The 23,492-nt window shown below is 66.7% G+C and carries 17 protein-coding genes and 1 pseudogene; 14 read left to right on the top strand and 4 right to left on the bottom strand.

What is annotated here, in order from left to right; genetic code table 11:
• The first annotated feature begins 8 nt into the window (after positions 1-8).
• From ACV7NQ_RS21300 to ACV7NQ_RS21340, 9 genes are all read left to right on the top strand, one after another.
• Positions 9-839, top strand: a complete 831-nt coding sequence (locus tag ACV7NQ_RS21300; protein ID WP_463361283.1) for an ESX secretion-associated protein EspG — start codon at positions 9-11, stop codon at positions 837-839.
• A 34-nt stretch (positions 840-873) separates the two neighbouring features.
• Complete coding sequence (locus tag ACV7NQ_RS21305) at positions 874-2,364, top strand: MinD/ParA family ATP-binding protein (RefSeq protein ID WP_463361284.1); 1,491 nt, start codon at positions 874-876, stop codon at positions 2,362-2,364.
• Positions 2,361-3,893 carry a type VII secretion integral membrane protein EccD gene (gene eccD / locus ACV7NQ_RS21310; protein WP_463361285.1) on the top strand — a complete coding sequence of 511 codons (1,533 nt, stop codon included), beginning with the start codon at positions 2,361-2,363 and terminating at the stop codon, positions 3,891-3,893. Before ACV7NQ_RS21305 ends, eccD begins: the two co-directional genes overlap by 4 nt.
• Positions 3,893-5,248, top strand: coding sequence for a type VII secretion-associated serine protease mycosin (mycP, locus tag ACV7NQ_RS21315; RefSeq protein ID WP_463361286.1), 1,356 nt, complete (start codon positions 3,893-3,895; stop codon positions 5,246-5,248). The genes eccD and mycP overlap by 1 nt, the downstream gene beginning before the upstream one ends.
• Positions 5,245-6,981, top strand: a complete 1,737-nt coding sequence (gene eccE, locus ACV7NQ_RS21320; protein ID WP_463361287.1) for a type VII secretion protein EccE — start codon at positions 5,245-5,247, stop codon at positions 6,979-6,981. The genes mycP and eccE overlap by 4 nt, the downstream gene beginning before the upstream one ends.
• A complete protein-coding gene (locus ACV7NQ_RS21325; RefSeq protein WP_463361288.1) occupies positions 6,981-7,334 on the top strand; it encodes a helix-turn-helix domain-containing protein in 354 nt (117 codons plus the stop codon). Before eccE ends, ACV7NQ_RS21325 begins: the two co-directional genes overlap by 1 nt.
• Positions 7,335-7,417: 83 nt before the next feature.
• Entirely contained in the window at positions 7,418-8,494 is a 1,077-nt protein-coding gene (locus ACV7NQ_RS21330; RefSeq protein WP_463361289.1) for a discoidin domain-containing protein, read from the top strand.
• An 80-nt stretch (positions 8,495-8,574) separates the two neighbouring features.
• A complete protein-coding gene (locus ACV7NQ_RS21335) occupies positions 8,575-9,186 on the top strand; it encodes a hypothetical protein (protein ID WP_463361290.1) in 612 nt (203 codons plus the stop codon).
• A 156-nt stretch (positions 9,187-9,342) separates the two neighbouring features.
• Positions 9,343-14,262, top strand: a complete 4,920-nt coding sequence (locus tag ACV7NQ_RS21340) for an NAD-glutamate dehydrogenase (RefSeq protein ID WP_463361291.1) — start codon at positions 9,343-9,345, stop codon at positions 14,260-14,262.
• Positions 14,263-14,333: 71 nt separating this feature from the next.
• Here the strand turns inward: ACV7NQ_RS21340 and ACV7NQ_RS21345 are convergent, their stop codons facing one another.
• Entirely contained in the window at positions 14,334-15,383 is a 1,050-nt protein-coding gene (locus ACV7NQ_RS21345; protein ID WP_463361292.1) for an SPFH domain-containing protein, read from the bottom strand.
• 196 nt (positions 15,384-15,579) lie between these two features.
• On the opposite strand from ACV7NQ_RS21345, the gene ACV7NQ_RS21350 reads away from it, so the two are divergent.
• Together ACV7NQ_RS21350 and ACV7NQ_RS21355 are read left to right on the top strand one after the other, a co-directional pair.
• A complete protein-coding gene (locus tag ACV7NQ_RS21350; RefSeq protein WP_463361293.1) occupies positions 15,580-17,112 on the top strand; it encodes an amino acid permease in 1,533 nt (510 codons plus the stop codon).
• A 125-nt stretch (positions 17,113-17,237) separates the two neighbouring features.
• Entirely contained in the window at positions 17,238-19,685 is a 2,448-nt protein-coding gene (locus ACV7NQ_RS21355) for a serine/threonine-protein kinase (protein WP_463361294.1), read from the top strand.
• Between the two features lie 11 nt (positions 19,686-19,696).
• Here ACV7NQ_RS21355 and ACV7NQ_RS21360 read toward each other — a convergent pair whose 3' ends face one another.
• Positions 19,697-20,050 (bottom strand): DUF1707 SHOCT-like domain-containing protein, encoded by a 354-nt coding sequence (locus ACV7NQ_RS21360; protein WP_463361295.1) that lies wholly within the window; start codon positions 20,048-20,050, stop codon positions 19,697-19,699.
• Positions 20,051-20,222: 172 nt separating this feature from the next.
• Between ACV7NQ_RS21360 and ACV7NQ_RS21365 the strand changes: the two genes are divergently transcribed.
• Together ACV7NQ_RS21365 and ACV7NQ_RS21370 are read left to right on the top strand one after the other, a co-directional pair.
• Positions 20,223-20,936 carry a MerR family transcriptional regulator gene (locus tag ACV7NQ_RS21365; RefSeq protein ID WP_463361296.1) on the top strand — a complete coding sequence of 238 codons (714 nt, stop codon included), beginning with the start codon at positions 20,223-20,225 and terminating at the stop codon, positions 20,934-20,936.
• Between the two features lie 236 nt (positions 20,937-21,172).
• Positions 21,173-21,739 carry a hypothetical protein gene (locus tag ACV7NQ_RS21370; RefSeq protein WP_463361297.1) on the top strand — a complete coding sequence of 189 codons (567 nt, stop codon included), beginning with the start codon at positions 21,173-21,175 and terminating at the stop codon, positions 21,737-21,739.
• A gap of 285 nt (positions 21,740-22,024) precedes the next feature.
• On the opposite strand, the gene ACV7NQ_RS21375 is transcribed toward ACV7NQ_RS21370, so the two are convergent.
• On the bottom strand, positions 22,025-22,321 hold the full coding sequence (locus ACV7NQ_RS21375) for a hypothetical protein (RefSeq protein ID WP_463361298.1): 297 nt from the start codon (positions 22,319-22,321) through the stop codon (positions 22,025-22,027).
• 246 nt (positions 22,322-22,567) lie between these two features.
• Between ACV7NQ_RS21375 and ACV7NQ_RS21380 the strand changes: the two are divergent.
• Positions 22,568-22,744: pseudogene (locus ACV7NQ_RS21380) on the top strand (glycosyltransferase family 2 protein); the annotation flags it as partial.
• Between the two features lie 25 nt (positions 22,745-22,769).
• Here the strand turns inward: ACV7NQ_RS21380 and ACV7NQ_RS21385 are convergent.
• Positions 22,770-23,492 (bottom strand): SWIM zinc finger family protein, encoded by a 723-nt coding sequence (locus ACV7NQ_RS21385; protein ID WP_463361299.1) that lies wholly within the window; start codon positions 23,490-23,492, stop codon positions 22,770-22,772.

Consider the following 23,492-nt stretch of genomic DNA (forward strand, 5'->3'; position numbering starts at 1 on the left):
GGTAGGAAGTGGAGACCGATCCGATCGCGATCGACCTGAATGTCGATGCCGCGCTGCTATTGAAAGATATGGCCGGCATCGATTCCTACCCCTCGGTGTTGGCATTGCTGCCCAACATCTACAAGCTCGAGGACCAGGATCGGGTGCGCGCTGTCGTCGCGCAGGAGCTCACCGAGGTGGGCATCATCGACGGCGATCGCGTGCATCCGATGGTCGAGCACTGGTTGCAGTGCCTGTACCGCCCGGATGTGGAACTGGTGGTGCGGGTTCTGGACACCGGTCTGGATGGCGAACCGCAGGGTATGCTCCGGCTGTCCCTGGTGCGTAGTGGCGAAACCCATGTATTGGCGGTGCGCTGCGACGACGAGGTCGTCATCCAGCCCGTGTTCCAGCAGGGACGGCAGTTGGAGACGGTGTCCGCCGCTGTCGCTGCGGCGTTGGGCTCCTGCCCGGCGCTGAGTTTCCAGCCGATGACCGCCCCGCAGGCGGACTTCGCAGAAGTGCCCGCCGATCGCGACGATCGGCGGCGGGCGCTGCTGGAGTTGGGTGCGCAGCCGCATACCGCGGGTGTGCTGAGTCGAGTGTTCGAGGAGATCGTGCGGCGTGCGGAGGTGCTGGTGCTCGAACACCGCGACGGTGTCTCGGTGCAGCCGCAAGTGTGCGTGAGCGTGCTCGACACGTTGTCGGGCCGCGTTATCGTGACGCCGAGTAGGGCGATGGACGGGGAAGTCCGTTCGACCTTCGCGCCCGGTGACGATTCGGCTCTGCACGCCGGCATCGGGGGACTGATCGAAATGTTGCCGGGCCGAAGCTGGTTCGACACCAGCCGAGTTGGTTGAAAGTCCCACTGGGGTTTTCGAGAGGACGACAGATATGAGCCGAGCGCCGAGTACTAATGGCCATCCGGCCGAGTCCGTCCGAGCCAAGGGCGGCTACGAAGCCTACTTTTCGCAGGCCGCGGAGCCGACCGGGCCGACCGTCGGGCACGGACCTCGCGAGCACAACCGCGCGCCGGCTCAGCCGTACCCCAGCCGCAGCGAACCCGTGATCGGGGCGCCCGGCCAGTCGCAGCAGCAGGGCGAGGATGGCACCGGCCGCGCTGCCGCGCAGGAGGCTGCGAGCGCACCGGAGCCTGTGCAGGCACATCCGCAGGTTCCCCAGGCGCATCCGCAGGTTCCCGCCGCCGCGACGAACGGGGCAGTGTCACAAGGTAATTCGGTTCCGGTAGTGCCCCCGGCGCCGGAGGCGTGGCTCACCCGTCCGGAGTCTGTCGGCAGCACTGCGGCCACCGAAAACGGCGGCTTGCCATGGCAACCCGCCGTCGCGACATCGCACTGGGTGCCCGATCGAATCGACCGCTCGGCAATGGAATCGGCGCCGCGGGTCGAGGTGCTGCCCGCCGCGTTGACCTCGATGGATCTGTTGGCCGATATCGCCGCGTCGAATCGGGCGCGGCTGCAATCCAGTGCCGGCATGCGCGGAGCGTTGAACAAGGTCGGGTTCCGGCTCGGGTTGTCCCCGGCCGAACAACGCACCGAGGACCGCCGCGCCCGGATCCGCCGCCAGCTCAATATCGCCTACCAGATCGCGGTCGTCAGCGTGAAGGGCGGCGTCGGCCGGACCACCACCGTCGCGACGCTCGGATCGACCTTCGCGGCCCTGCGCCCGGACCGGGTGGTCGCCATCGACGCGAATCCGGATTTCGGTGATCTGCCCACCCGCACCACCCCGCACCCGTACGGCCTGACCCTGCGTGATCTGGCGCAAGCGTCGAATCTGGAGGCCTTCTCGACGGTGCAGTCGTTCATGTCGATCAATGCGGCCGATCTGGCCGTGATCGCATCGCCCTGGACGACCGAAGCCAATGAGGCGCTGTCGGGGCGCGAATACGCGGCCGCCGTCGAGGTCTTGCATCGCCACTACAACCTGCTGCTGGTCGATTGTGGGACGGGCGTGCTGGATTCGGCGACCCTCAGCGTGCTGCAGACGAGCGACGCGGTCGTGGTGGTCACGCCGGCCACCGTCGGCGGCGTGAAAGGCGCTGTCGCCACCCTCAATTGGCTCGGCTCGCACGGGATGCAGCACCTGATCGCCAAGTCGGTGGTCGCGATCGCACATCATCAGCCGTCCAAACCGATTGTGGACGTCGGCGCGATCGAGCGGCTGTTCGCGACCGGGCAGCGGCCGACCTGCATCCTGCCCTACGACGTCCATCTGGCCGAGGGCGGCGAAATCGACCTGCGTCTGCTCGACAAGGACACCCTGCTCGCCTTCGAGGAACTCGCGGCCGGGCTCGCGGACGGTTTCCCGAACCATCTGGCCGGTGGCGCCGGTGTCAACCGGGGCGCAGGAGGGCGGCTATGAGCACAGCCGTCGCCTCGCCGTCCGCGGCTGCGGCACAGCAATCCGCCGAGGTGGCGCGGGCTCGGATGGCGGTCCTGGTATCCAGTTATCAGGTCGACGTCGTGGTGCCGACCAAGTTCACCATCGAGACCTTCATCGACGATCTGCTGGTTGTGCTCGCCAAGGCGATCGACGACGAGAGCGTCGATTTCACCCCGCCGACCGGGCAGTGGAGTCTGGCCCGTCCGGGCGAGGCGCCGATGCCCCGGTGGCGCAGCCTTGCCGATCACGACATCGTCGACGGCACGGTATTGATGTTGACCGCGGTTGAATCGGCGGAGGTGTTCACCCCCGTCGTCGAGGACATCACCGATGCGCTGGCCCTGATCAATGAGCGCGAGTTCGCCGAGTTCGACGCCGATACCGCGGCGACTGTCGGCTTGACCGCACTGGGAGCCGGCGCGGTCGCGGTCGCGGCGATGTTGTCGAGGTCGTGGACTCAGACCGGCTCGATCCTGTGGTGTGCGCTGCCCGCGCTGCTGCTCGGCGCGGCCTGCTGGGCGGGTGCCCTGCAGGCGCGGCGGCGCAGCTTCGCCCCGCGGATCTGCCTGGGGTTGGCATTGTCGGCGATTCCGTTGTTGTTCGCGGGCGGTGCGATGCTGGTGCCGCCCGCCTACGGTGCGCCGGGCCCGTTGGCCGCGGCCAATGTGGCGGCCGGAGCGGTCGTCGCCGCCGTCGCCGCGATGGCCATGATGCGGCTGACCAGGCTGGGGATCGCCACGCTGATGGCGGTGACGGTGTTGGGAGTTGCCCTGGCCGTGGCCGCGATTCCCCTTGCCTACCTGGATCTTTCGATGCGTCAGATATTCGGTGGCACCGCGTTCGTCGGCCTGGTGCTGTTGACTGCGGCGCCGCGGTTGGCGGTGGTGATCGCCCGGATCCGGCCACCCGATCTGCCCGATCCCGGTAACGAGGTCGCACCGGCCACCCTGACCGATATCTTCGATGCCGAATCCGCGCGCGACAATGCCGATCTCGAATCATCCGAGGACACCGAACGGCATCGGGAACAGGCCGTCGTCGGCATCGAAGGTCGCGCCCGGCTGGCGGTGACGAGTCTGCGTGGGCTCATCGCCGCGACCTCGGTCGTACTGTCGGCGGCCGCCGTGTTCTCGGCCGCGGTCAGTCCGGGCGGGATCCGGGAAATCGTCATGGCCGCGGCCATCGCCGGTCTGCTGGCGATGCGGTCGCGCTGGTATCCGGACCGGGTGCAGGCGATCGCACTCGCCGCCGCCGCGGCCGTCACCGTCGCCGGCGTCGGTTTCGTACTGGTCGGCGCCTACGGAAGCGCGCCTGCCCGCCTGGTGGTGGTCTTCGTGGTCGCGGCGGCGGCCGTCGCGGGATGTGTTGCGGCGGCGCAGTTGCCGGGCCGACGGCTGTCGCCGGTGACCCGCCGGATCATCGATTTGGTGGAGTACGCGCTCATTCTCGTGGTGCCGATGATCGCGTTCTGGATCATGGGCGTCTACACCGCGATGCGGGCGATCTGATGCGGATAGGCCCGGCCGCAGTCGCGGTACTGGCCGGGTTGGCGCTGCTCACGGGCGCCGCTCCGGCCGTGGCGGTGGAGCCGCCACAGGTGGTGGTCGGCCCGGCGCCGCCGGACGATGCGCCAGGTCCGGAGTTTCCGACGAAACAGGACAAGGGCTGCCTGGCGACCGGTGTGCTGAAGGACAGCGACCTGTCGCGCACGCCGCCGCCGGAACTTGCGCTCGACTTGGCGAAGGCCCGCGCACTCAGCCGCGGCGCCGGGGTCACCGTTGCGGTGATCGACACCGGCGTGACCCCGAATTCCCGGCTGCCCGGTCTGGTCGGCGGCGGCGACTATGTCGCGACGGGTGGCGACGGCCTGTCCGACTGCGACGCCCACGGCACGCTCGTGGCCGGAATCATCGGCGCCGCAACGGATCCCACCGACGGCTTCGCGGGTGTAGCGCCGGACGCCCGGATCATCTCCATCCGGTACCGCTCCGGCGCATTTTCCGCCGAGAAGCCGAGTGGTGATCAGCCGCAACAACTCGCCGTCGATATCCGGACGCTGGCGCGCGCGATCGTGCACGCCGCGAACCAGGGCGCCGGGGTGATCACGGTGACGCTGCCGGTCTGCGTGAAAGTGGGCCTGGCGATCGACCAGTCGATGCTGTCGGTGGCCATCGGATACGCCGTGCACGTCCGGGGTGCGCTGATCGTGGCCGGCGCGGGCAATACCGGCGCCACGGGCTGTGAGCAGAATCCGGACCCCGACCCATCGCGACCCAATGACCCGAGGAACTGGCGTGATGTCAAGACCGTGTCGGCACCGGGCTGGTTCGGTCCGGATGTGCTGACCGTCGGATTCACCACCGCGACCGGTGCGGTGATGACGGATTCCCTGTCGGGACCGTGGGTTTCGGTCGCCGCGCCCGGTACCGCGATCGAATCGCTCGGTCCCGGCGGCGGTGGCCTGATCAACGGTGTCGGCGAGCCCGACAAGCTGGTGCCGGTCGGTGGCGCCTCGTTCGCCGCGGCCTATGTCAGCGGGGTGGCCGCACTGCTGCGGTCGCGGTTCCCGAACGAGACCCCGGCGGAGATCAGCGCCCGCCTGCAGGCCAGCGCCCACGCCCCGGCACGTGGTATCGATAACGTCGTCGGCGCGGGTGTGATCGATCCCCTCGCCGCACTCAGCTATCGCACGCCACCGCAGCCGCCCGCCGGCCTGTTTCGCTCGTCGGTGCTGGTGATGCCCGCGCCGCCGCGTGCCAAGGACATCCGCCCGATGGTTACGGCGGCGGTCGTCATCCTCGCCGCCATCCTGCTCGGGGTAGGCGCGAGCCGGGCGAGCACCGCGGTCCGGAGGCAGCGGTGAGCCTTCCCAGTATTCGGGTGGGCGGTGTTGAACGGGGCCCGTTCGCCGTCGCGGTGGTCGGCGGCAGCCTGGTGGTGACCGGTATCTCCGCGCACACCCCGCTGTGGGCGAGTGCCGCGGTGGTCACCGTGCTACTGGTGCACGTGGCGATCCGCGTGAACGACCGGACCGCGATCAGATGGCTGCTCGACTGGGCCGACTACCGATTCGGCAGGGCGGACCGTATCCGCGCGCTCGCCGGCCCACCGGATGTGCGGGACGTGGAGGTCCCCGCCGGAGTCTGCGGCATCCGGACCGCGGGCACCTCGCTGATCGCGATGATCCAGCTCGCCCCCAACCTCGACCTGCCCACGGTCATCTCCGAGAAGTCCATTTATACCGAGGACACGGTCCCTGTCGACCTGCTGATCCCGATGCTCGACCAGTTCGGCCTCGCCATCGACATCGATGTCGTGACCACCGGCCAGCGCGTCCGCTCGACCGGTAACTACAGCATGCTGTACGACCAGCTGATCGGTTCCCATCCGGTGGTCGGCCACCGCTTGACCTGGCTGGTAGTTCGGCTGGATCAGGAACGGAATCTGGATTTGCTGCAGCGGCGCGGACCCTGTGCGGTGGTGGCGCCGAAGGCGTTGGCCACGGCGGCGCATCGCATCGCGGGCCGGTTGCGGGAACGTGGTATCGCCGCGCATGCGTTGCCTGCCTCGGCGCTGCTGGAGGCGACCAGGGGACTGCACGCCGGCGTCGAACTGTCCGATCTTCGGGAGACCTGGACCTGCCTCGAGACCTCGGTGCCCGGACGCAGCGTGACCAGCTTCCTGATCGACTGGACCCGGTTCGACGGCGCCGGCCTCGACGACTGCTGGTCCTGGAACCGCGGCCGGACGACGCTGGTGGTCAGCCTCACCGATGCCGATGCCGGCCCGCGGGCGATCGCGCGGTATGTCGGCCCGCCGGTGACGGCCGAGCCACCTGACTACCTGCGTCCCTTGCGGGGTAAGCAGGCGACGGCGTTACTGGCCTCACTGCCCAGCGGAACCTCGCTCCGCGCGGTACCCGCCGACGAATCGGGCGCCGATATCGCCCCCGACGAACTTGTCGCGGATCTCGCCATCGCGATCGGCCCGAGCGGGCAGATTCTCGGTTCGATCAGCGGGCAGCCGGCCCATTCGCTGGCGCTGCCGCTATTCGACCCCGCGCGCTACAACCCCCGGCGACGCACGATCGATGTGCATGCCGACCTACCGGTCGCACAGCAGATCGTCTTGCGCGCCATGGTGGTCGGTGCGGACGTGGAGGTCCATTCGACCCGGCCGCACCGCTGGTGGCAACTGGTCGCCGCGGTCGGTGACCCCGACTCGCTGCGCCTGGCCCCGGATGCCGTGGCCGGCGAACCGGATCCGCCCGTCGGTGCCGCATCGGCGACGATCACGGTGTTCGACAATCTGCCGCCGCGTGCTTCGAATGCGCACACCACCGTCGCCATCACCGACCCCGGTGGGCCGCGCCGTCGATCGGTCGATCTGGCGATCGATCAGGTCAGCGCGACCGCGGTGGATGTCAGCATCCCGATGCGCACCGTACGAGTGGATCTCATCGAGCCGCGGGGCGAGACCCGCTACTACGACGCCACCATCGGCCCACCCGCGCGCAACAGCAACGGAACCAGGCCCGCGCTGCCGGCGACAGTCCCGAACCCGGGTGGCACGATGGCTGACGGATCGGGACGGTAATGTTTGTCGGCGTGGTGGCGGACTCCCAGTCGAACAGCGTCCAATTCCAAAACCAAGATGGCGAGGACGCGCTTACCCCAAGGCAAGCCGCGGCCGCGATCTTCTCCAGTCGATTGTCCGAATTGATCGCGGAATCGGTGGTGTCCACCGAGGACGGATCGACGCGCGGGTTGACGCTGTACTCGCTGGCGCAGCACCTGGAATTGGCGTACCCGGATGTTCCGGTCTCACAGTCCGGCCTGTATCGGCTCATCCACGGTGACGCGATACCCCGGCTCGATCTGATCATTGCGCTGGCACGGGTATTCGATGTTCCCCCTGAATATTTTCTCACCGAGGAGAAGAAGCGCTGACGGTGGTCGCGGGTGGAGACTGTTCCCTGCAGCGGGAATAGCGGAGATCAAGGGCGCGGGCCGGTCTGGATACGATCCGGATCATGCCCGCCGAGGACGCTGGAGATGTCATTCTCCACCATCGAAATGCGGTGTTGGACGCTCTGCTGTCCGATCCGTTGTTCGGGGAGGCCGGCGGGGCGGCGACCGCCATACCAGTACTCAGCGGGCCGTTGGCCGGTGAATCGGTCGGCGAGGCAGCAGGTGACGCACTGACGAATGCGTCCGGAGCGGATCCGTCGGTCGCCAGCGAGCCGGTCGAAGCGGCTCCGGGCCCCCAGCGCCGGTCGTCCGACGGACCGAAGGCCAGCGAACGGATCATCGCGCTGCTGAACGGGCAGTCGCCGGATTCCGCACCGGCGCTGGACTTTTCGTCGAATTTCTCCGAGGTTTCGGGAGGACGGGCCGCGCCGGACAACTCGGCCGAGTCCGCGCCCGGGACGGGGGCACGCAGATCGTCGTTACGTCAGCCCGAGTTCGCCGAGCGGATCACCAAGCTCGTCACACAGCTGAAGAATCCGAAGGTGGCACTGGCGATTTGCGCCGTCATGGCGGTTCTGCTCGTGATCGCGCTCGTCACCACCGGCGGGAAGGATCAGGCGAAACAACCGGACCGGCTCGCGGTCGTCACTGCGACCCAGCCCATGCCGTCGAAACCCGAGCCGTCCGGAGTCGCCGTCGGCGGGCCCCTCCAGGTGAAAGCCGCACAGGCCCACTGCCCGCCGGGCGGCACGCCGGCGATGGACGCCTTTGGCGGACAACAGGGCAAGGCTTGGTCGTGTGCGCGCGCCTACAAGGTCGACGGGCAGGTGCTCACCATCGATCTCGGAAAGACCTATCAGGTCGACTCGATCGGCATCGTCCCCGGCTGGGACAGCGTCGGTGCGGACGGTGCGGACCAGTGGGCGAAATACCGTACGGTCAGCAGGGTTTCGTACCAGTTCGACGATTCGAACAAGACCACCTACACCCAGCAGACACTGGATCAGCGAACTCTTGTGGTCACGAAGATGGAGCCGCCGGTGAGTGCGTCGAAGATAGCTCTGACGGTCCTGCAATCGAAGGGTGATCAGGCGGTCAACACCGTCGCCATCTCATCGATCGTGATAACCGGACATTGACGCTCTCTGATCTGATCTGCCAGTACTGTTCGCACCGGAACACGAGTGCGGACTCCCGGTGTGCGCATTGTGGCGCGCCGTTGGCCCGCGTCGCGGCCGCGGCTGGGGCGGCCGCAACGATGGTGGCGGGGGTCGTAGCGGGTGCCGAAAAGGCTGTGGCGGGTGCCGGAAAGGCTGCGGCGGGTGCGGAAAAGGTTGCCGCCCAGCAGTATCCACAGTGGCAGTGGCGCGCCGCGTTCGCCGGAGTCGCGGTGACGGTGGTGGTGTTCGTTATCGCGATCGTTCACTCGTGTTCGCTGCCGCTGGCGTCGCTACCCGATCTCGATCCCGCCCAGGCCCTGCCGGAACTGGTGCGCTCGGCCGCGTCCTGTCAGCGGGCCGACACCTCGACCTCGGCGCAGCGATGTGTCATCCGGGTGGATCATCCGATACTCGCCGGCGGGATTACCGGCGGCCGGGAGTTAACCTTGTCGGTGGCGCTGGATTCACCGGATCGCCTGTCCGACACCATCTCCCGCTGGCGAACAGCGGGCGCATCCGTGCTCTCCGACGGTCCTGTCTTCGTGGCTATCGGACCGTCGGCAACGGTGTGGTACGCGAACATCTCGGCCGGACTTCGCATCGAAACGGGATCCTTCACCGGCCGCGCGGCGGCGCAGACATTTCTGTCGCGATCGGGCCTGACTCGGTGAGCTGCCGTGCACGAGCCGATCTGTGCGCTTGACCAGGACCGATCCAGCGATCGTGGATGTTACACTTTTTCATGTGCCGCTGTACAACGGTACATGGAAAAGGTAAAGTACTAAAACGTACACAACGGTCTCAAAATCTCGGGAAGGCACGGGTCGATGGCGGCACCCACCCAGCAGACGATTTCCTTCAAGCGGTTCCGCGATGATCCCACCGATCTGGAGGCGGCCTATTTCCGCTGGATCCAGCCGGGCGCGGCGGCGCCGACGATCACGGATCGGGCCGAACAGATTTTCCGCCACCACCTGGAACTGGCGGCGATCCGCATGCCGGGTGTGGCGATCACCCGGGTGTATCGTCCCGAGGACGGCAGCGGGCTCGGAGCGGCGATCCAGATCGTCAACGACGATATGCCGCTGCTGGTCGACTCGGTAACCACCGCGCTGCGCAGGCTCGGCGCCACCGTGACCGAGGTCGTCCATCCGGTGTTCGATGTCGTCCGCGACTCGCGCGGGCGCCTGCGCGGTATCGCACCCAAAGAACGCGACGCCCGGCAGGCGGCCGGCGGCAGCCACACCGTTGCGGAGTCGTGGATCCACGTGCAGCTGAGCCCGTCCATCGGTACCGCGCTGCTGGACCGGATCGACCGCGAGCTGCCGTCGCTGCTGCGGGTGCTCCGGAAGGTCGTCGACGATACGCCGAGCATGGCGAACGCGTTGGTCACGTTGGCGAGTCGGCTCGACCATGTCACGCAGCGGTCCGATGACCTCGAGATCCCCGAATGCGCGAAGCTGTTGCGCTGGTTGGCCGATGGTCATTTCACCGTGCTGGGCTACGGCTACTACCGGTACCGGACCGACTCGCCGGCCGACGCCGGATTCGAGCCGCGGCAGACGCCGGGCACCGGTCTCGGCGTGCTCTGGAACGGATCGAACGTCGATATCGATGTCCCCGTGCTCGGCGCCACACGGCCGGTGCTGCGCCTGTCCAACGGGTCGGTGGATTCGCTGATGCCCGGGTCCGGCGAGCTCTACTTCGTCAGTGTCGCCGACTATAGCCGCGGTGGCCCGGCCGGTAACACCGTGGGCCAGGTGCAGGGCGACCACGTATTCGTCGGTTCCTTCACGGTGACCGGCTTGCACGAGAACATCCTCGACATTCCGGTCATCTCCCATCGCGTGCACCAGGTCATCGAATGGGCGGGCTTCGAACTGAATTCGTTCTCCGGCCAGGCGATGCTGGAGATGCTGCAGTCGTTCCCGCGGGTCGAGCTGTTCTCGACCGATGCCCGCCGACTCTTCGAAACCGTTTCCGCCGTCATGAATTTGGGCCTGCGCAGGCAGGTCCGGCTGTTCATCCGGCGCGACGGGCGCAGCGGCGCCGTCTACTGCCTGGTCTACCTGCCGCGGGACCGCTATTCGACCGAGGTCCGGCTGCGCATGGAGGCCATCCTGCGGGCCGAGTTCGACGGGGAGCAGGTGGCGTACTCGGCCCGGGCGAGTGAATCCGATTTGGCCGTCGTCTATTTCACCGTGCATCGCGGTCCCGACGCGGATCCGGCCGATATCACCGAATCCAATCGGGAGCGCATCCAGGAGTTGCTCTTCGCGAGCAGCAGGACCTGGGCCGACCGAGTGGTGGCGGAGGCGACCGGGGTGTCCGCGGTGTCGTCGAAGGTCGCAAAAGCCTATGCGGCCGAGTTTCCCGCGAGCTACCAGCAGGAGTACGAACCGGCACGCGCGCTCGCCGATCTGCAACGCCTCGAACGCCTCGCCGACGGCGCCATCGACACGAATCTGTACCGGAATGTGGAATCACCTTCTGGGGAATGGCGATTCACGCTCTATGTCGCGGGCGAGGGGGTTTCGCTCAGCCGAGTGCTACCGGTCCTGCACAGCCTGGGTGTGGAAGTGGTCGACGAGCGGCCCTACCGCGTCACGCTGGAGGACGGGTCGCAGAAGTGGATCTACGATTTCGGGCTGCGCGTCCCGGCGGCGCTGTTGCGCACCGCGATCGACACCGATATCGAAGCCGATCTGACCCGGTCCGGCGACGAGCCGATCGCCGAAGGCAGTGTCCGGCAGCGTTTCCCGGAGGCCGTCGCGGCAATGTGGTTCGGCCGCGCTGAGGTCGACGGGTTGAACGAACTGGTACTGCGCGCCGGACTGCACTGGCGGCAGATCACAATGCTGCGCGCCTACGCGAAGTACCTGCAGCAGGCCGGTTTCGCCTACACCCTAGGCAATATCGTCCGGGTATTGCTGGCGCAGCCGGCGATGGCGCGGCTGTTCACCGAATTGTTCGACGCCTACTTCGATCCCGAGGGTGTCGGCCCGGTGGCCTCGGCCCGGGCCGCAGGCATCGCGGAGCGACTGCAGGCCGAGATCGACGCGGTCGTAAGCCTGGACACCGACCGTATCCTGCGTGCCGTGCTCGGGCTGATCACCGCGACCTTGCGCACCAACTACTACCGCCGCGACAGCGACGGCAACGCTCCCGAGTACCTGTCGTTCAAGTTCGATCCGCACGCCATCAACGAATTGCCCAGGCCAAGGCCACAATTCGAGATCTTCGTCTACTCGCCCCGGGTCGAGGGTGTGCATCTGCGCTTCGGTCCGGTGGCGCGTGGCGGGTTGCGTTGGTCGGACCGGCTCGAAGATTTCCGCACCGAGATCCTGGGTCTGGTGAAGGCACAGGCCGTGAAGAACGCGGTCATTGTCCCGGTCGGTGCCAAGGGCGGTTTCGTGGTGAAGCAGCCACCGGCGACCACCTCGGATCCGAGCGCGGATCGGCAGGCACTGCTGAACGAGGGCATTGCCTGCTATCGCACGTTCATCTCCGGCCTGCTCGATGTGACCGACAACGTCGACCACGCCTCCGGGAAGGTGCTGCCGCCGGAGCGGGTGGTGCGGCGCGATGGTGACGACACCTATCTGGTCGTTGCCGCGGACAAGGGCACCGCCACGTTCTCCGATATCGCCAATGATGTCGCGTGCCAGTACGGTTTCTGGCTGGGCGATGCCTTCGCGTCGGGTGGTTCGGTGGGCTACGACCACAAGGCGATGGGTATCACCGCGAAGGGTGCGTGGGAGAGCGTGAAGCGGCATTTCGCGGAGATGGATATCGACACGCAGACAACGGACTTCACCGTTGTGGGTGTTGGTGATATGAGCGGTGACGTGTTCGGCAACGGCATGCTGCTCTCCGAGCACATCCGGCTAGTGGCCGCATTCGACCATCGGCACATCTTCCTGGACCCGAATCCCGATCCGGTGACGTCGTTCCGGGAGCGGGAGCGGATGTTCGCGCTGCCGCGCTCCTCGTGGGCGGACTACGACAGGTCGCTGATCAGCAAGGGCGGCGGTGTGTACGACCGGTCGGCCAAGGCCGTGCCCGTCAGTTCCCAGGTGCGCGCGGCCCTCGATCTGGATCCGAGTGTGACCACACTTTCCCCGCCGGAGATGATCCGGGCCATCCTGCTCGCCCCTGTCGATCTGCTCTGGAACGGCGGCATCGGCACCTACCTCAAGGCCTCCACCGAGACGAACGCCGATGCTGGTGACAAATCGAACGATTCCGTGCGAGTCGACGCGAACCACCTGCGCGTCAAGGTGATCGGTGAGGGCGGCAACCTCGGTGCGACGGCGCTCGGCCGTGTCGAATACTGCGCCGGTGGTGGGCGGATGAACACCGACGCCCTCGACAACTCGGCGGGGGTCGACTGCTCCGACCACGAGGTCAATATCAAGGTGCTGCTCGACGCCGTCATCTCCGGCGGCGACCTCGATGTCGCCGATCGCACCGAACTGCTCGCCGCGATGACCGCCGAGGTCGCCGAACTCGTACTGCGCGACAATATTTCGCAAAACTTCCGGATGGGGTTGTCCCGCGCTCAGGCGGTGGCCATGTCGGGCGTGCATCGCAGGCTGATCTCCGAACTCGAATTCCGTCGGGGTGTGGACCGCCGCCTCGAGGCGCTGCCCTCGGATGCCGAGCTGACCCGGCGTGCGGCGGAGGGGCGGGGCCTGACCTCGCCGGAGTTGGCGAATCTGCTGGCGCACGTGAAGCTTTCGCTCAAGGGCGACCTGCTGGCCGGTGATCTGCCGGACAGTGCGGCCTTCGCGTCGGTGCTGTCGGGCTATTTCCCGGCCCCGCTGCGCGAACGGTTCGATGCCGCGATCCGCAGGCATCCGCTGCGCCGCCAGATCGTGGCGACCATGGTCGTCAACGATATGGTGGACCACGGCGGCATCACCTACGCGTTCCGCCTTGCCGAAGAGGCCGGTGCGAGCACCGAGGACGCGGTGCGCGCATTCACCGTCGCGGCCGAGATCTTCGACCTGCACACACTGTGGCAGCGCATCCGCACCACCCCGATGGCAACGGCGGCGCGTGACGAGCTCGAGCTGGAGACCAAACGCACCCTCGATCGCGCCTCCCGGTGGCTGCTGGCCAACCGCCCACAGCCCATTGCGATCGGCGCCGATATCGCCCGGTATCGCGACGGTGTCCGCGACCTTGCGGGGAAGATGGTGCCCGCGAGGCTGCCCGGATACCTCGCCGACGATCTCGCGGTGCGCTCGCGCGGCGCGCTCGAGCATGGTGCGCCACGCGAACTGGCCGAGGAGGTGTTCCGGCTCATCCACCTCTTCCCGCTGCTGGACGTGGTCGACGTGGCCGATATCGCCGAGCGGGACACCGAGGAGGTCGCGGTGCTCTACTACGCGCTCAACGATCACTTCGAGATCGAGCGACTGCTGAACGCGGTCGCCAACCTCGAGCGCGATGACCGGTGGCGCACGCTGGCCCGGCTCGCGGTCCGCGACGATCTGTACGATTCGCTGCGCTCGCTGACCCTCGATGTGCTGACCACCTCCGAGCCGTACGAGGGCGCTGCGGAGAAGATCGCGGACTGGGAGTCGATCAACCGCTCCCGCCTGGCCCGAGCCGGTGCGTCTCTCGGGGAGATCTTTGCCGCGGGCAAGCACGATCTGGCGACGCTGTCGGTGGCCGCGCGGCAGGTGCGCAGCATGGTGAGCAGTGGGGAATCCGCTGCGGCGGCGCCTGTTTCGGGCTGAACGCCGGTCCTTCGGTCGCCGGGTCCCCTCCGTTGGTCCCGGCGACCGAAGCCTCCGTGGGGCGGGGCCGGTCAGCTATTGGCCGCGGCGGTACCGCAGGTGCTGCAGAACTTCGCTCCGGCAGTCAGATCCGCCCCGCATCCGGTGCAGTGCCGTCGCTGCGGGGCCAGTGGCTCACCGCAGTTCATGCAGAATCGCGCGCCTGCCGGATTGGCGGTCCGGCACCCGGCGCACACCGGCTGTGCCGTGGGGGATGCCGGCTGTTGCTGCCAGGGGCTGGTGGTCGGGTGCTGCTGGATGGCATTCAAACCCAGTGCCGCGCCGAGGAATCCGTTGCCGCCGGTGCCGCCGTGCGCAAATCCCTGACCGGCCCCGAGCGCCAGTTCGCCTGCCGCGTAGCGTTGGAAATCGCCGGCGAGCCGAATGTAGGTGACATCCTTGGCCAGCCGCTTGAGCCGTTCCGCATCCTCCGGAGCCAGGGTGATGTCGAAGTTGCCCATCCGGGAAATGCGCAGACCGTACTCGTAGAGCGTGAGGTTGGTTTGGTGCACCACCGCGGCCTCGATCGGCTGCAACTGCGCCGACAGCCCGAGCACCGGCCAGTTTCCCTGTGAAATACCCTGTGTGACAGCGACTTTCATGGACTTGAGCAACAGGTCTGCGCACCAGGACTCCACCGTAGCCGGGACGGTGAGGTCGGCGGTGCCTGCCAGGGAAGTAACCAGTTCGGCCGGATCCCGCACCGACAGCGCGAACTCACCGAAGACCCGCAGCGTCACGATCTGCTCGCTGACCGGATCGGCGATGTCGGCCAGGCGCCCGCCGAACCTGATCCCGGGAAACTCCCGGGTGGACACGAAATACAGCTCGGCGCGATAGAAGTTGCCGCCGGTGAGCGTGTCGACGAGGGCGCCGAGGACCGGTAGTTCATCGGCGTCGATCCGATGCCTGCCGGGGCCCATGGCGGCGACGACCTGCCCGGATTTGACGAACAGAGCGATCTCGTCGGCGTTGACGATGGCGCGGCTGTAGCGGCGGATGTTGACATCCGGCCACTTGTAGACCAATTGGTTCTTGCGGACTTCGGGGACCGCGATGAACTCCCGATCGAACCATGCCATGTGCGCTCCATCAGTCGTTGCCACATTGAGCGTACCGATAGTTGACGGCCCGATCAATCAACACCACGTCCAGGACCCGGGGCGTATCCGCGGCTGATGTCCAGATTGTTACAAATCGGGGTTCCTATTGAGCGTGCCACTGACTAGCGGTACATTGAACAGCGATATGATCGCCGTCACGTGAAAGGTCTTCACCATGACAACAGTTCGACCCCCCGCGGAGGTGTCGGCGCCAGCGGACGCCCTGCACGCCGAAGATGCGGGCTACCACAAGGCGCTGCGCCCGCGTCAGCTGCAGATGATCGCGATCGGCGGCGCGATCGGCACCGGACTGTTCCTCGGCGCGGGTGGTCGGCTGGCCAGTGCCGGTCCAGGATTGTTCCTGGTGTACGCCGTCTGTGGCGTGTTCGTGTTCTTCATCTTGCGAGCGCTCGGCGAGCTGGTGCTGCATCGTCCGTCCTCGGGGTCGTTCGTTTCCTACGCGCGTGAGTTCTACGGCGAGAAGCTCGCTTTCGCGGTCGGGTGGATGTACTTCTTCCACTGGTGCATGACGGGCATCGTAGACATCACCGCCATCGCCACCTATGTCCATTTCTGGGGAGCCTTCCAGGTTGTTCCGCAGTGGCTGATCGCGCTGGTGGCGCTGGCTCTGGTGGTCAGCATCAACCTGATTTCGGTGCGCTGGTTCGGTGAACTCGAGTTCTGGGCCGCGCTGATCAAGGTCATCGCGCTGGTCACCTTCCTTATTGTCGGCACGATCTTCCTCGTCGGCCGATTCAAGGTGCAGGGCCAGACCACCGGCTTCAGTGTGATCGCCGACCACGGCGGACTGTTCCCGACCGGCTTGATACCGCTGGTCACCGTCACCACGGGCGTCGTATTCGCCTACGCCGCAGTGGAATTGATCGGTACGGCGGCGGGTGAGGCGGAGAATCCGGAAAAGATCATGCCGCGGGCCATCAACTCGGTTATCGCCCGTATCGGACTGTTCTACGTCGGATCGCTGGTGCTGCTCGGACTGCTGCTGCCCTACACCGCCTTCAAGTCCGGTGAGAGCCCCTTCGTCTCCTTTTTCTCCAGGCTCGGTGTCGGTGGTGCGGGCACGATCATGAACCTGGTGGTGCTGACCGCGGCCTTCTCCAGCCTGAACGCGGGTCTGTACTCGACGGGGCGGATCCTGCGCTCGATGTCGATGAACGGCAGTGCGCCCAAGCTGGCCTCGCGAATGTCGAGTGGCGGCGTGCCCTACGTCGGCATTCTCGCCACGGGCGCGATCGCGTTGCTCGGCGTCGGACTTAATGCGGTGGTGCCCGACAAGGCATTCGAGATCGTGCTGAACATGTCGGCGCTGGGCACCATCACCTCCTGGACCGCGATCATCGTCTGTCAGCTGCAGCTGTGGCGGTGGTGGCGCAAGGGTCTGGTGGAGCGTCCGTCGTTCCGGTTGATCGGTGCGCCGTACACGAGCTACGCAACGCTGGTCTTCCTCGTCGCCGTGGTCTTGCTGATGGCGTTCAGCGATAGCGCCGAGCAGCGCGGAGCGGTGATCGCCATGTGCGTCATCGTGGTTCCGGTGCTGGTCGGCGGGTGGTTCCTCGCCCGCAAGCGAGTCTTGAGCATCGCCAAGGAGCGTGAGGGCATCACCGGTCAGTTCCCGGTCCTGGCCGAGCGGCCGCCGCGTCAGCGTGACGGCGAAGTCGTCGTTCTCGACGAGCCAGACGAGAAGTAACCGACATCCGCCCCGGACGATTCGTCCGGGGCGGAGCTATTCCCACCGCAGGGAATAAGGCATGCGCATAGCGGTGGACGGCGGAACAGAATGGGACCTCGACTCAACAGGCTCGAAAGGTTCCCATGCCGGAGCAACCCAGCGCCTCCGAGAATCCGCTGCCGCACCCATGGGCGAATCGGCGGATGCGCGGTACTGAGGTGCCGCGGCGGACGCCGCACCCCTGGGCCACCCGCGGCATGTCGAAAGTCGCACCGTCCCAACGCCTCCCGAACCCGTGGTCGCGGCCGCGCACCACGGAAGGTGAACCGTCGCAACGGTTCTCACTCCCCGGGCCGGGGACGCGGGGCTCGCCGGTCGAAGCGCGCTCGACGATGCCGGTCCTGGATACCTCGGAGCCGGTCTCCGGTCCGATCATCGACTTCGAAGAGCCCGTTTCCGGTCGCAGTGGCCGGTCGCGTCCGAGCGTGCGCCGGCTGGGCGCCGGCCTGGTACCGATGCCGCGGGTGGCACCGGTTGATCCGCGCACTGCCATCCTCTCGAATCCTGAAGTGCCCGAACTCAAACGGTTCTGCTGGAAGTGTCAGGAACCGGTCGGTCGCAAAACCGCCGCCGGACCGGGTGCCGTGGTCGGCGAATGTGGCCGATGTGGATCGCCGTTCAACTTCAGGCCCGCCCTGCAGCCGGGCGAACTGGTGGCCGATCAGTACGAGGTGCAGGGATCGCTGGCGCACGGCGGGCTGGGGTGGATCTATCTCGCCATCGATCGCAATGTGAGTGATCGCTGGGTCGTGTTGAAGGGATTGCAGAACCCGCTCGACTTCGAAGCGCATGTGGTCGCCCTCGCCGAACGTCAATTTCTTTCCGAGGTGGCCCATCCCGGTGTGGTCAAGATTTACAACTTCGTCAAGCATCGGTCGGCACGTGATATTCCCGACGGCTACATCGTCATGGAATATGTGGGCGGCCAATCGCTGAAGAAGGTGCTCGATCTGCGCCACCCGGATCGCATTCCGGTCGTCGAGGCCATTGCCTACATCATGGAAATCCTGCCCGCGCTGGACTATCTGCATTCGTTCGGGTTGGCTTACAACGACGTGAAACCCGACAACATCATGGTCGGTGAGCACGAGGTCAAACTCATCGATCTGGGTGCGGTCGCGGCCATGGACTCCTACGGCAGTATCTACGGCACACCCGGCTATCAGGCGCCCGAGATCACCGAGACCGGGCCCACGGTGGTATCGGACATCTATGCCGTCGGCCGGACGTTGGCCGCGCTGGCACTGGATCTGCCACGGGACCGCGACGGTCACTTTCTTGGCGGCATACCCGAGCCCGACGAGGATCCGCTGCTGGAGCGTTATCCGTGCCTGTACCGGTTGCTGCTGCGCGCCACGGATCCGGAGCCGGAGCGCCGGTTCCCCTCCGCGTATTCGATGTACTGCCAGCTCGCCGGTGCACTGCGGATGGTCCTCGCGATCGACACCGGCCTGGAACATCCGCAGCCGTCGGTCGAATTCAGCTCCATGCGAAACGATTTCGGCACCGATACGCTCATCGGCCAGACCGACGGGATCGTCGACGGTATGACGCGCATGCCCGTGCTCGCGGCGGGCGAAGTCGTCGCGGGCCTGCCGACGCCGTTGATCGACAGCGAGGATCCCAGTGCGGACCTGCTGTCCACGCTGCTGCACGGCGAGCCGCGGCACGCGCTCGACGCGTTGCGCCGGACCCACGAACGCATCCGTGCCGGGACGATCATCGCGCCGGAGTCCTTCGAGTTGGAGGGACCACTGACCGCGGTCCGGGCCTATCTGGACATGGGGGAAACCGTCCCGGCCTGTCAGCTGCTCGCGGATCTGGGACCCCGCTATGGCGCGGACTGGCGCATCGAGTGGTACGTGGGAGTCGCCGCGCTGCTCGACGGCTACTACGAGCGGGCCTGGCAGCATTTCGAGACCGTGCACTCGATGCTGCCCGGCGAGATCGGCCCGGAACTGGCGCTCGCTGCCACCGCGGAACTGGTGCTGCAACGTCTGGATGTTCCCGCCGATACCGATCGCTGGCACCGGTCCGCGGCGGAGCACTACCGGGCGGTGTGGCGGACCAACCACGGTGTGGTGAGTGCGGCCTTCGGCCTGGCCCGCCGGCTCGCCGCCGACGGCGAACTGCTCGAGGCCGTCGCGGTCCTCGACCAGGTGCCTGCCGTGTCGCGCCACCACACCGTGGCGCACACGACCGGTTGTCTGCTGCTGGTGTCGCGGCCGATCGTCGATATCACCGAGGCGGACATTGCCGCGGCGGCGGCCCGTCTGGACGCGCTGCCGGACGACACGCGAACATTGCAATTGCAGGTCATTGTGGTCGGTGCCGCGCTGGAATGGTTGCGTGCGGGTGGCAGACCGCGGAATTCGACCCGGACCATCCTCGGTTTCCCGGTCACCCAGTCGGGACTGCGGCAAGGGCTCGAATCATCCCTGCGTGCCCTGGCTCGCACTGCACCGGATCGCTGGCATCGGTACCGTCTGGTCGATCTGGCCAACCATGTCCGGCCACAGACGCGGTGGTAGGGGGAGGATCCTCAGCGGAGCCGGTCGACCAGGAAAACGACGACGGTACCTGTGGCCGCCAACAACCACACCCAATTGCCCGAGGCGACGGCCAGGAAGACCGCGGCGATCGTTATCGCCGCGGCGAATGTCGCGGCCCGGTTCTTCCGATTGTCGGTGTGCACCGGCGGTGACGGCGGCGCGGTGCCGGGTAGGTCGGCGAACAATTCCGCCAATTGTCCTTTGGTGGTGGCGGCCACCGCAATTGCGGCGCGTTCGTCGAACTCGGTCAGGTTCAGTCGCCCGGTGCCGAGATGGCGCGACAGCTCTTCCAGCGCGCGTTCCCGTTCCGCGACAGTAATTCGAGGAGCCTGCGCTTCACTCATATCGGAAGGATAAGCCCGCGGACCGTTGCATTGTGCGACGTGAATTTCCAACGGCGGGAAGAGTTGCGGCGGCGAGGGGAGCGGGCGGCGGACCGATAGGTGTCCGGCATCGCCGACGTATGCTTACCTCGAGTATGTTTCAATGTGGTTTCATAGAGGTATGGGTGGGGATGTGACGTACACGATCGACGAGCTGGCACGCGAGGCCGGTACGACCGTGCGCAGCCTACGGGTTTACGCCGAGCGAGGCATTCTGCCCCCACCGCAGGTGAAGGGGCGCACGGGCTTCTACGGGCCGGACCACCTCAACCGGGTGCAAACGATCAGCCGGCTGCTGGACCGGGGGATCAAGCTCAACGGGATCAAAGAGCTGCTCGCCGCCTGGGACCGCGGTGACGACCTCGGCCACATTCTCGGCGTCGCGGAACCTGATGCGACACAGCCCGACGTTGCGTCTTCCGGCGACACGATCGCGGCCACCGAACTCGAGCAGCGCTATCGCGATGTGCCGAACGGCCTGGCCCGTGTGGTCTCGGCCGGTCTGTACGAACCCGTCGACGCCACGACGTACCGAATCGTGGATCGCCAACTGATTCGCATCTTCGACCAGCTCGTGGGCGCCGGCATCCCCGCCGACGAACTGCTCGGCGAACTGGAGAAGCTGCGTGCCGACTGCGACCGTATCGCCCGCAGATTCGTCGATCTGTTCCACCGGACCGTGTGGGAGCCGTTCCAGCGGTCCGAACGCACCCCGACGGACCTCGCCGAGCGGGTAGCAGCGGCCCGGGTCTGCCCCGGGCAGGCGACCGCCGAACTGGTGAACCGTTTCGTCGCCCGGTATCTCGAGCAGGACACCGAACTCGCAGAGACCCTGCCCGACGCTTGACGCGGCCGGCACTCGCGCACCGCTTGCGACTGCTCGCAGGTCGCTCGAAACGGCACCGCTTGTGACTGCTGATGTCACCTCCCATCGCATGGGATCCATCACTCCTCCATCATTCCCACCCGTGGTGATACCCATCATAACGTGCCGTTAAATAGCGGTACATTAATCGACGTGATCAACATTCCCGTCGGCCCGTTGGCATCGGCCGGCGGCGACCGATGATGAAGGAAACGTCGATGATCAACCTCAATGGACGGCGCCCGGCGCCGAAACTTCCGGCATGTAGCGCCAAGATCGGTTCGAAGGTCCGAGCGCTGACGCTGATTGCGGCGATCGCCGCGACCGCGGGCGGGCTCAGCCTCGGCACGGCAACCACCACGGCCCGCGCCGACGTCGGCGTCACCTGCCTGTGGGCGGGCACCGCGCATCCACAGGGTGTGCCAGTTGCCGCGGGCGGCTGGATATACCGGTGCCAGATGGACTTCTTCGGCTTCCCCCGCTGGAACCGTGAGGGTCTGGCCCCGGGGCGCAGCACCGTCCGCAATCCTGGCACGAACGGTAATCCCGTCGGCCAGTTCAGCCCGGGTGCGCAGCAGCCCGGCACCGACTACATGGACTCCTGCGTCGGCAGCCAGCTGATCGAGGGCAGGGAGGATATCTACGAGGCCGTCCCGGACGGCCGAGGCGGGTTGTACTGGCGGGCGGCCGGCCCTATCTCCGTGTGGACCTTCGACCTCAGCGCAAACCGCCCGGGCCCATCGTGGCGGTCCTCGAGCCTCTGCATCGACGGCAACCTGACCTGACCTACTTACTGGGACCTACTTACGCCATTGATGAGATCAGAGGAGGCACAAGCCTGTTCGTCAAGACACAGCTGCGATCGCGCGGGTGTGGTGACGAAAAGGCTTGTGCCGTCATAGCAATTGCCAGCGGGGTGGTGGATACGCGTTGCGCAAGCCTGACCGACTTGCAGGTGGCCGTTGCCGCAGACGCTGGAACGACAAAACGTCCCCGCATGGTCCCGGGAATTCGCCTGAATCGGGGCCAGCGGGGGCGTTTTCGCGTCGACAGCAATGACGCGAATGGGGTCAGCGGCGAAGCCAGACCCAGCTCTCGCCGTCGTAATGGCTCTCGTAGTGCGGGTTCCGGTCCGAGTTGGCGGATGAGTCGTGGTCCGCGCGTCGTCCGCCCCCGCCGCCGTGGAAGCTGTCCCTTGCGCCGTTACCGGCACCGGCGCCGTAGCCGCCACGACCGTTGCTGCCGTTGCTGTTACCGTGGCTTCCGGGCGTCGCAAGGGTCGACTGAATCGCCATGGCGGCCGGCGTGATGACCAGTGCGCCGGCGATCGTGGCGGAAATGACGACCTTCTTGGACTTGAGGTTCATGGTTATCGATATCCCCTTCGTTCTGCCGGTCCAGGAACTTGACTGGCAGTGTGTTCACGGACCGCAAATCCTACTAATCTATGTGCCGCTATCTAACGGTACATCAAATAGTGTTCCGCTGGAAAAGTTCTGCGCCTTCCCAATTCTGGGAGGTGGAGTCGGGTTCCGGGCCGGTAGCGGTGCCAGGATCCGCGCAACTCACCCAGGCCGGCCCCGGCCGATCGTGATTTTCCCTGCGGCACCGGTACGGCGTCGGACGCCGAGGTGGTTGCCTATATGGATGTGGACCTGTCCACGGACCTGAACGGCTTGCTGCCGTTAGTGGCTCCCCTGATGTCCGGACATTCGGATCTCGCGATCGGCACCCGGCTCGACCGCCGGTCGCGGGTGGTGCGTGGCCCGAAGCGCGAATTCATCTCCCGGTGTAGCAAGTACGCGCATGGCCACGTCAGATCAACAGTTCCCAGGCGCGGCGGGCCGCGGATGCCGCCAGTTCGGTGAGTTCGCGGGCGGTGACGCCGGCGGCGGCGGGCGGTGGAACGGGCAGCGTGGTGGGCTGGCCGGGTTGGCCCGCCGGCAGTGCGAGTGTCGGCAGCGGGGCCGGTTTTCGTCGGTAGGCGTCCTTGGCAAGCATGCCGGCAGGCGCTGACCAGGCCGGTTTCCTGCGATCGCGGAGCGCAGCGACAACCTCGACTTTCGTGCGTCCCCGCATGAGCAGCAGGGCGAACGGGTCGACGTCGAGCACGTCGGCGGTCAGATAGCAGACGGCGGCAGCATGTTTGCACGGCTCGGCCCAGTCCGGGCAGGAACAGCTGATCCCCAGTTCCCCGGAGCCAGGCAGCAGCTCCTGTTCGGTACCGATCGCGGCTGGCAGTTCACCGTCGAGGAGCGCGGCGAGGTGACCTACCTCGGCAGCCATTGTGTCGAGCAGCTTGGACCAAGTGGCGTCGTCGAACATCGGAACCGTGACGGTCACCGCGTACGGCCATGCCCGGCTGCCCTGGACGAGCGCACGGATGGCGCCGGGTTCGATGTGCAGGTCACGCACCCGGTCGCCGCGCGCGTAGCTCCGGCCCCGGATCAACCGGTTGAGGTCGAGCTTGGCTCGATCAGTGAGAGCATCCAGCCACGCCTTACCCCACCAGGTCCGGCCGTATGGTAGGCGATCCAC

The organism is Nocardia sp. Tas62D01, from assembly GCF_055232035.1.